Origin of the sequence: Nocardioides sp. YIM 152588 (assembly GCF_040191335.1) — a bacterium.
In the GTDB taxonomy this organism is placed as follows: domain Bacteria; phylum Actinomycetota; class Actinomycetes; order Propionibacteriales; family Nocardioidaceae; genus Nocardioides.
Genome location: NZ_JBEGDJ010000010.1, coordinates 105999 through 112107, shown reverse-complemented (window position 1 = coordinate 112107; position 6109 = coordinate 105999). Strand labels below are relative to the sequence as shown.

The following is a 6109-nucleotide window of genomic DNA, read 5'->3' as shown; positions in this document are numbered from 1 at the left end:
CACCTCAACCACCGGCGGGCTCGCTGCGCTCGCACCTCAACCACCGGCGGGCTCGCTGCGCTCGCACCTCAACCACCGGCGGGCTCGCTGCGCTCGCACCTCAACCACCGGCGGGCTCGCTGCGCTCGCACCTCAACCACCGGGCGCCGGTGGTTGAGGTGCGAGGCCGCCCGCGGCCGAGCCTCGAAACCACCACCACCGGTCAGAACGTGAGCAGCACCTTGCCGACGTTGTCCCCGTCGAGCCTGCGGTGCGCCTCGGCGACCTCCTCGACCGGCAGCACGCTGCCGACCACCGGCGCCACGGAGCCGTCGGCCACCAGCGGCCACACGTGCTCGACCACCGAGGCGCAGATGCGGGCCTTGTCCTCGGCCGGCCGCGAGCGCAGCGCGGTGGCGATCACCGCGCCCCGCTTGCCGAGCAGCTGGGCGATGTTGAGCTCGGCCTTGACCCCGCCCTGCATGCCGATGATCACCAGCCGGCCCGAGTCCGCCAGCACGTCGACGTTCCGGCCCAGGTACTTGGCGCCCATGTTGTCGAGCACCACGTCCGCCCCGGCGCCGTCGGTGTGCTCGCGGACCACCTCGACGAAGTCCTCGGCGCGGTAGTCGATCGCCACCTCCGCGCCCAGCTCGCGGCAGCGCTCGCGCTTGGCCTCCGACCCGGCGGTGGTGAAGACGCGGGCGCCGGTGGCCGCGGCGAGCTGGATCGCGAACGTGCCGATGCCGCCCCCGCCGCCGTGCACCAGGAACACCTCGCCGGGGCGCAGCGCGGCGACCATGTAGACGTTCGACCAGACGGTGCAGGCCACCTCGGGCAGCGCCGCGGCGGTGACCAGGTCGATGCCGTCGGGCACCGGCATCAGCTGGCCGGCCGGGACGGCCACCCGCTCGGCGTACCCGCCGCCGGCGAGCAGCGCGCAGACCCGGTCACCGACCTCCCAGTCGGTGACGCCCTCGCCGACCTCGGCGACGGTGCCGCTGCACTCGAGGCCGAGGATCTCGGAGGCCCCGGGCGGCGGCGGGTAGAACCCCATCCGCTGGAGCAGGTCGGCCCGGTTGACGGCGGTCGCGGCGACCGCGACCACCACCTCGCCCGGGCCCGCGACCGGGTCGGGGACGTCGGCGATGGCTAGGACCTCGGGTCCGCCGGGCTCGGTCACGGTGACGGCGCGCATGGCGCCAGTCTGCCGGGTCCGCGGCTGCCGGTCTCCCGACGGCCCTCAGACGAGGGAGTCCTCGTCGTCGTACTCCTCGGCGGGCTGGTCGACCGCGGCCAGCTCCTCGACCTCGACGTCATCGATCTCCGCCTCGGGCTCCCCGGCCGGGCGGTCCCAGCCGTCGGCGAGGGCCTGCACCCGCTCCACCATCCGCTCGACCCGCTCGGGGTCGGCCTCCGCGGCGCCGGCGGCCACGCCGACCAGGAACGCGGTGACCGGACCGGCGGCGGCATGCACGTTGGCCACCGCACGCTCCGCGAGGTCCGACAGGAGCCCCTCGTCGGCCTCGGACTCGATGTCGAGGAGGTCGCAGACCTCGTCGATCCAGTCATGGAGGTTCACCCGACCAGAGTGAACTCGTGAACCGGCGAAGACAAGTGTCCCCGGGGATCTCCGCGGGGCCGGTCGGCGAACGTCCGGTGTCACTCCGCGACGTCGCGCAGGTCCGCCCAGGTGTCCACGTCGCGGTGCTCGTCGCCGACCGGCGCCACGTCGACCAGGTCCAGCGGCGCCAGCAGGCTCCGCAGCGAGGCTCCGTGCTCCTCCTCGGGTGCGGGCCGGACCCGGTCGAGCCGTGCGGTGTCCACCACGAGTGCCAGCTGGCGGCGCCCGTCGGGGTCGGTCAGCACGGCGCCGTCGTGGCCGACCGCCGCGGCGTGCAGGCGCCGGAAGGTGGCCGGGGTCAGGAACGGCATGTCGACGGCCAGCACCGCGAGCGTCGGGGTGCGCCGCAGCAACCGGTCGCGCCCGGTCAGCAGCCCCGCGACCGGCCCGCCGAACGCAGGGTCCTCCCGGACGAACGTCACCGGCCGCTCGGTGGGGACCGGGGCGCCGACCACGACCACCTCCGCGGCGTCGACGACCGCGTCCAGGCCGCGCTCCAGGAGCGTCCGCCCGTGCACCTCGATCGAGGCCTTGTCGGACCCGCCCAGGCGGGCGGCGCGCCCGCCCGCGAGGACGACGGCGCAGAAACTGGTCAGCTCCGGCTCGGTCACGCCCGCAGGGTGGCACATCCGGCGCGGCGGCGGGGCGGGGGCGGTGTCGTGTGCCTGTGGCATCGGGATAGCGGGGCCTGAGCCACACGACTCGGGCCTGGGCACGCTCCGCCACGTTCCACGAGTGCTGGCAGGCTGGGAGGGTGAGACGCCGTACCGATCTGCCGCCCCCCGCCGCCCCGCTGCGGATCGCGCTGGTCCAGGTCGCCTCCGGGCTGGACCCCGCCGGCAACCGCGCGGCGCTGGCCGAGCTGGTGCCCTCCGGCGCCGACCTGGTGGTGCTGCCCGAGGCCTACGCCCGCGACTTCGGCCCGCCGGGCTCGGACGTGGGCGCCTTCGCGGAGCCGATCGACGGTCCCTTCGCGACCGAGGTGGCCCGCGTCGCGGACGAGCGGGACACCACCGTGGTGGCCGGCATTTTCGAGGCCGGGCCCGACCCGGACCGGCCCTACAACACCCTGGTGGTGCGGGGCGGGGCGAGCGCGTCGTACCGGAAGATCCACCTCTACGACTCCTTCGGCTACCGGGAGTCGGACCGCCTCAGCCCCGGTCCGCTCGCGCCCGTCGTGGTCGAGGTCGGCGGCTGGAGGGTCGGCCTGATGACCTGCTACGACCTGCGGTTCCCCGAGCTCGCGCGGGCGCTCGTCGACGCCGGCGCCGACCTCCTGGTGGTGCCTGCGGCGTGGGTGGCCGGGCCGGGCAAGGTCGACCACTGGCGCACGCTGGTGACCGCGCGGGCGATCGAGAACACCGTGTACGTCGCCGCGGTCGGCCAGTCGGCGCCGCGGTACTGCGGCACCAGCATGGTCGTCGACCCCGCGGGCCGCGTCGTCGCCGGCACGACCGATCCCGAGGCCACCGAGGTCGCGGTCGGCGTCGCCGACCCCGACGTGCTGGCCCGGACCCGCGACGCCAACCCGTCGCTGCTCAACCGGCGCTTGTAGGCTGGCCCGCCGTGCCCGCTCCCGTCACCGAACTCCCGCGCCGCGTCACCATCCGCGTCCAGGAGGTGGCCGCCTCGCCGTGGCCCGTCCGCGCGGCGGCGGTCGGCGTGCTGGTCGGGTTCGGCTGCCTCGTCGCGGCGATGGTCCCGGTCGGGCCGGACTGGCTGAGCAGCACCGGCGCGATCCTGGTCGCGACCGTCTACAGCTGGGCGCTGGCCGCCCGCGAGGGCGGCCGCCCGGTCGTCTTCGGCACCCTGGCGCTGGCCGTCGGCGTGACGGCGGTGTGGCTGGACCACGACCTGGTGCGCACCGGCGCGGCGGTGCTGACCGCCGCCGTCGCCGCCGTGCTCGGCGTGATGATCACGGTGCCGACCAAGGGGTACTGGGCCTCGGCCCGCGAGGCGACGGTCGCGCTGGTCGTGGCGGCGGTCGGCGCGCTGGCCAGCATCGGCTTCGAGCCCGCGATCAGCGTCGAGCGCTACGAGTGGGTGGCGCTGGCGCTGGCGCTGATCGGAGTCTTCACCGTCGTGTTCCGGCTGGGCGCGGGCTTCCACGGGCTCGGTCGCCGTGGCCTCGTCGTGGTCGGGATCGGCGCCCTGGTGCTGGTCGTGACGCTGTTCTACGCCGAGATGCTGCGCCGGTACGGCGCGCTCGGACTGGTCGACGACCTGCTGCGCGCGGTGCGCTGGAGCCGGGAGAACCTCGGCGCCTTCCCGCGCCCGATCTCCGCGATCCTGGGCGTGCCGGCCCTCGTCTACGGCTGCTACCTGCGGGGCCGGCGGCGCCAGGGCTGGTGGGTCTGCGCGTTCGGCGTGGCCGCGACGGCCCCCACCGCGACGGCCCTGGGCAACCCGGCGATCGCGGTCAGCGAGGCGCTGACCTCGATCGGCTACGGCCTGCTGGTCGGCGTGCTGCTGGGCTGGGTGCTGATCCGCGTCGACCGCCTGGTCACCGGCAGCGGCCGGAACGGGAACGGCAACGGCGGTGGCCGGCGGCGCGTCACCCCGGCGTCGGAGACGGCGCCGCCCGAGCCCCCGCGGACCGCCGCGCTGCTCTGATTCCGGGAGCGGCTCGCGGGCCCAGCGGGCTGATCGGCCTGGCCGGGCTCAGCGGGCCTGCGTCGGCGGCACGACCGGCCCGGCGGCGTACCCCGCCCGCAGGTCGTCGATCCGCACGATGTCCTTGCCCAGCGGGAACAGGCTGATCGGGATCAGCTTGAAGCTGGCCAGCCCGAGCGGGATGCCGATGATGGTCAGGCACAGCGCCACCCCGGAGATCGCGTGCCCGATCGCCAGCCAGATGCCGGACAGGACGAACCAGAGCACGTTGCCGATCGCGCTGCCGGCCCCGGCGCCCGGCTTCGGCACGATCGTGCGGCCGAACGGCCACAGCGCGTACAGGCCGATCCGGAACGAGGCGATCCCGAACGGGATGCCGATGATCGTGATGCACCACAAGGCACCGACGAGCATGTAGCCGAGGAACATCCAGAACCCCGAGAGCACCAGCCAGATCACGTTGAGCAGGGTGGTCATGGCGCGAGCCTAGGAGACGGGGAGTCACGGCGCGGGCCCGCCCGTAACCCGCGTGGGCCCGGTTGGCGGAGGAGGCGGGATTCGAACCCGCGGTAGGTCTCCCTACGACCGCTTTCAAGGCGGTTCCGATCGGCCACTCCGGCACTCCTCCTGGCGACTGGGCCGGGTCGTGTGCCCCAGGCATCGGAATACCGGGCCGTCGGGCACACGACGCGACCACGTCGACGGTGTCGGAGTCTAGGGGAGTGCCGTGTGCGGTCGGGGCGGCCGGTGCCGCCCGGGCCGGTGCGGGTGGGGTCCGGGGCGCGCGGCTTTGGCGCGCGGGGCGCGCTCTTGTTCAATTCGGCCCATGAGCAACGCCGCGCCGTCCGTGACCGACTACCGCCTCGCCCCGCCGGTGATGGCCCGGTTCGTCGGTGCCTACCTCGTCGTCTTCGCGGTCGTGGTGCTCGCCTTCACCGTCGTGGCCGCCGGCCTCGGCATCAACCCCGACGTGATCGTCGTGCTGCTCCTGCTCGGCCTGGTCGGCCTCGCGGCGCTGGCCTGGTGGCTGCGCGCGCGGCTGGCCGTCGTCCGGCTCACCGCGTCGGGCTACCGGGTGCGCCTGGTCCGCGGGGCCGGGGTGCGCGAGGCGCGGTGGAGCGACGTCGAGGACGCCGTGGCCGCCTCGCCGCGCGACATCGACTGCGTCGTGCTCCGGCTCAAGCAGGGCGGTACGACGACCATCCCGGTGCAGCTGCTGGCCGCCGACAAGGACGACTTCGCGCGGGACGTGCGCGCCCACCTGCAGGCCGCCGGCCGCTGACTGTCTCCCGAGGAGCCGTCGCGGACCGCGGCGGCTGCGCGGAGGGGAGCCCGATTCGGTCCTCGGCGCGGGGCCTTGTAGCCTTGGCCCGCCGGTCGGTTATTCCGTCCGGTGGGGAGGCGTCGCCTAGTCCGGTCTATGGCGCCCGCCTGCTAAGCGGGTTGAGGGTAACCCCCTCTCGCGGGTTCAAATCCCGCCGCCTCCGCCGAAGGATGTCGCGAGACGTCCGAAGGGGCCCGGATCCAGGACGTGGATCCGGGCCCTTTCGCGTACCCGCGGGCCTTCCCCGCACCGCGCCATGCCGATACGCTTCAAAATCAGGACAAAGTCCTACCCTGGTTTCGCGGTGCAGGACTGGTGAACCCGTGCGGTTTCTGGTCTGCTGGCGTCCAGCAGGGCATGTCCGGGGAAGGGCCGTGCCCTGGTGCTATCAACAACGGGGCGCTCAGGCCCACGGGACCAGGAGTGGAATATGAAGAAGACGGCACGTCGTGTGGCACTGATTCTCGCGGCCACGGCCGCCACCATCGGCCTTGTTGCGGCGCCCGCGCCGTCGCACGCGAAGGACACCGGGTGGGGCTGCGGCGGGGGCTGCCGCGTCCTCGACTGAG

At 74.4% G+C, this 6109-nt stretch carries 8 protein-coding genes and 2 tRNA genes; 5 read left to right on the top strand and 5 right to left on the bottom strand.

The features are described from left to right. Positions 1-202 precede the first annotated feature (202 nt). From ABLM29_RS07760 to mobA, 3 genes are all read right to left on the bottom strand, one after another. A complete protein-coding gene (locus ABLM29_RS07760; RefSeq protein ID WP_349713485.1) occupies positions 203-1177 on the bottom strand; it encodes an NAD(P)H-quinone oxidoreductase in 975 nt (324 codons plus the stop codon). A 45-nt stretch (positions 1178-1222) separates the two neighbouring features. After that, entirely contained in the window at positions 1223-1561 is a 339-nt protein-coding gene (locus ABLM29_RS07755) for a DUF6457 domain-containing protein (RefSeq protein WP_349713484.1), read from the bottom strand. An 80-nt stretch (positions 1562-1641) separates the two neighbouring features. After that, complete coding sequence (gene mobA / locus ABLM29_RS07750; RefSeq protein WP_349713483.1) at positions 1642-2214, bottom strand: molybdenum cofactor guanylyltransferase; 573 nt, start codon at positions 2212-2214, stop codon at positions 1642-1644. A gap of 143 nt (positions 2215-2357) precedes the next feature. Between mobA and ABLM29_RS07745 the strand changes: the two genes are divergently transcribed. Together ABLM29_RS07745 and ABLM29_RS07740 are read left to right on the top strand one after the other, a co-directional pair. Then, on the top strand, positions 2358-3158 hold the full coding sequence (locus tag ABLM29_RS07745; protein ID WP_349713481.1) for a carbon-nitrogen hydrolase family protein: 801 nt from the start codon (positions 2358-2360) through the stop codon (positions 3156-3158). Between the two features lie 11 nt (positions 3159-3169). Beyond that, positions 3170-4216, top strand: coding sequence for a hypothetical protein (locus ABLM29_RS07740; protein ID WP_349713480.1), 1047 nt, complete (start codon positions 3170-3172; stop codon positions 4214-4216). A gap of 48 nt (positions 4217-4264) precedes the next feature. On the opposite strand, the gene ABLM29_RS07735 is transcribed toward ABLM29_RS07740, so the two are convergent. Both ABLM29_RS07735 and ABLM29_RS07730 read right to left on the bottom strand, forming a co-directional pair. Next, positions 4265-4693 carry a YccF domain-containing protein gene (locus ABLM29_RS07735; protein ID WP_349713479.1) on the bottom strand — a complete coding sequence of 143 codons (429 nt, stop codon included), beginning with the start codon at positions 4691-4693 and terminating at the stop codon, positions 4265-4267. Between the two features lie 63 nt (positions 4694-4756). Continuing rightward, positions 4757-4844: transfer RNA gene (locus ABLM29_RS07730), tRNA-Ser, on the bottom strand. Between the two features lie 198 nt (positions 4845-5042). Between ABLM29_RS07730 and ABLM29_RS07725 the strand changes: the two genes are divergently transcribed. From ABLM29_RS07725 to ABLM29_RS07715, 3 genes are all read left to right on the top strand, one after another. After that, on the top strand, positions 5043-5498 hold the full coding sequence (locus ABLM29_RS07725; protein WP_349713478.1) for a hypothetical protein: 456 nt from the start codon (positions 5043-5045) through the stop codon (positions 5496-5498). A gap of 115 nt (positions 5499-5613) precedes the next feature. After that, positions 5614-5703 (top strand) — tRNA-Ser (locus ABLM29_RS07720). Between the two features lie 267 nt (positions 5704-5970). Further along, on the top strand, positions 5971-6108 hold the full coding sequence (locus tag ABLM29_RS07715) for a hypothetical protein (protein ID WP_349713477.1): 138 nt from the start codon (positions 5971-5973) through the stop codon (positions 6106-6108). The last annotated feature ends 1 nt before the right edge of the window (position 6109 follow it).

Excerpts from the sequence above, each read along its gene's own strand:
- ABLM29_RS07725 (WP_349713478.1), top strand. The coding sequence starts at position 5,043 with ATGAGCAACGCCGCGCCGTCCGTGACCGACTACCGCCTCGCCCCGCCG.
- ABLM29_RS07760 (WP_349713485.1), bottom strand. The coding sequence starts at position 1,177 with ATGCGCGCCGTCACCGTGACCGAGCCCGGCGGACCCGAGGTCCTAGCC.
- ABLM29_RS07735 (WP_349713479.1), bottom strand. The coding sequence starts at position 4,693 with ATGACCACCCTGCTCAACGTGATCTGGCTGGTGCTCTCGGGGTTCTGG.
- ABLM29_RS07715 (WP_349713477.1), top strand. The coding sequence starts at position 5,971 with ATGAAGAAGACGGCACGTCGTGTGGCACTGATTCTCGCGGCCACGGCC.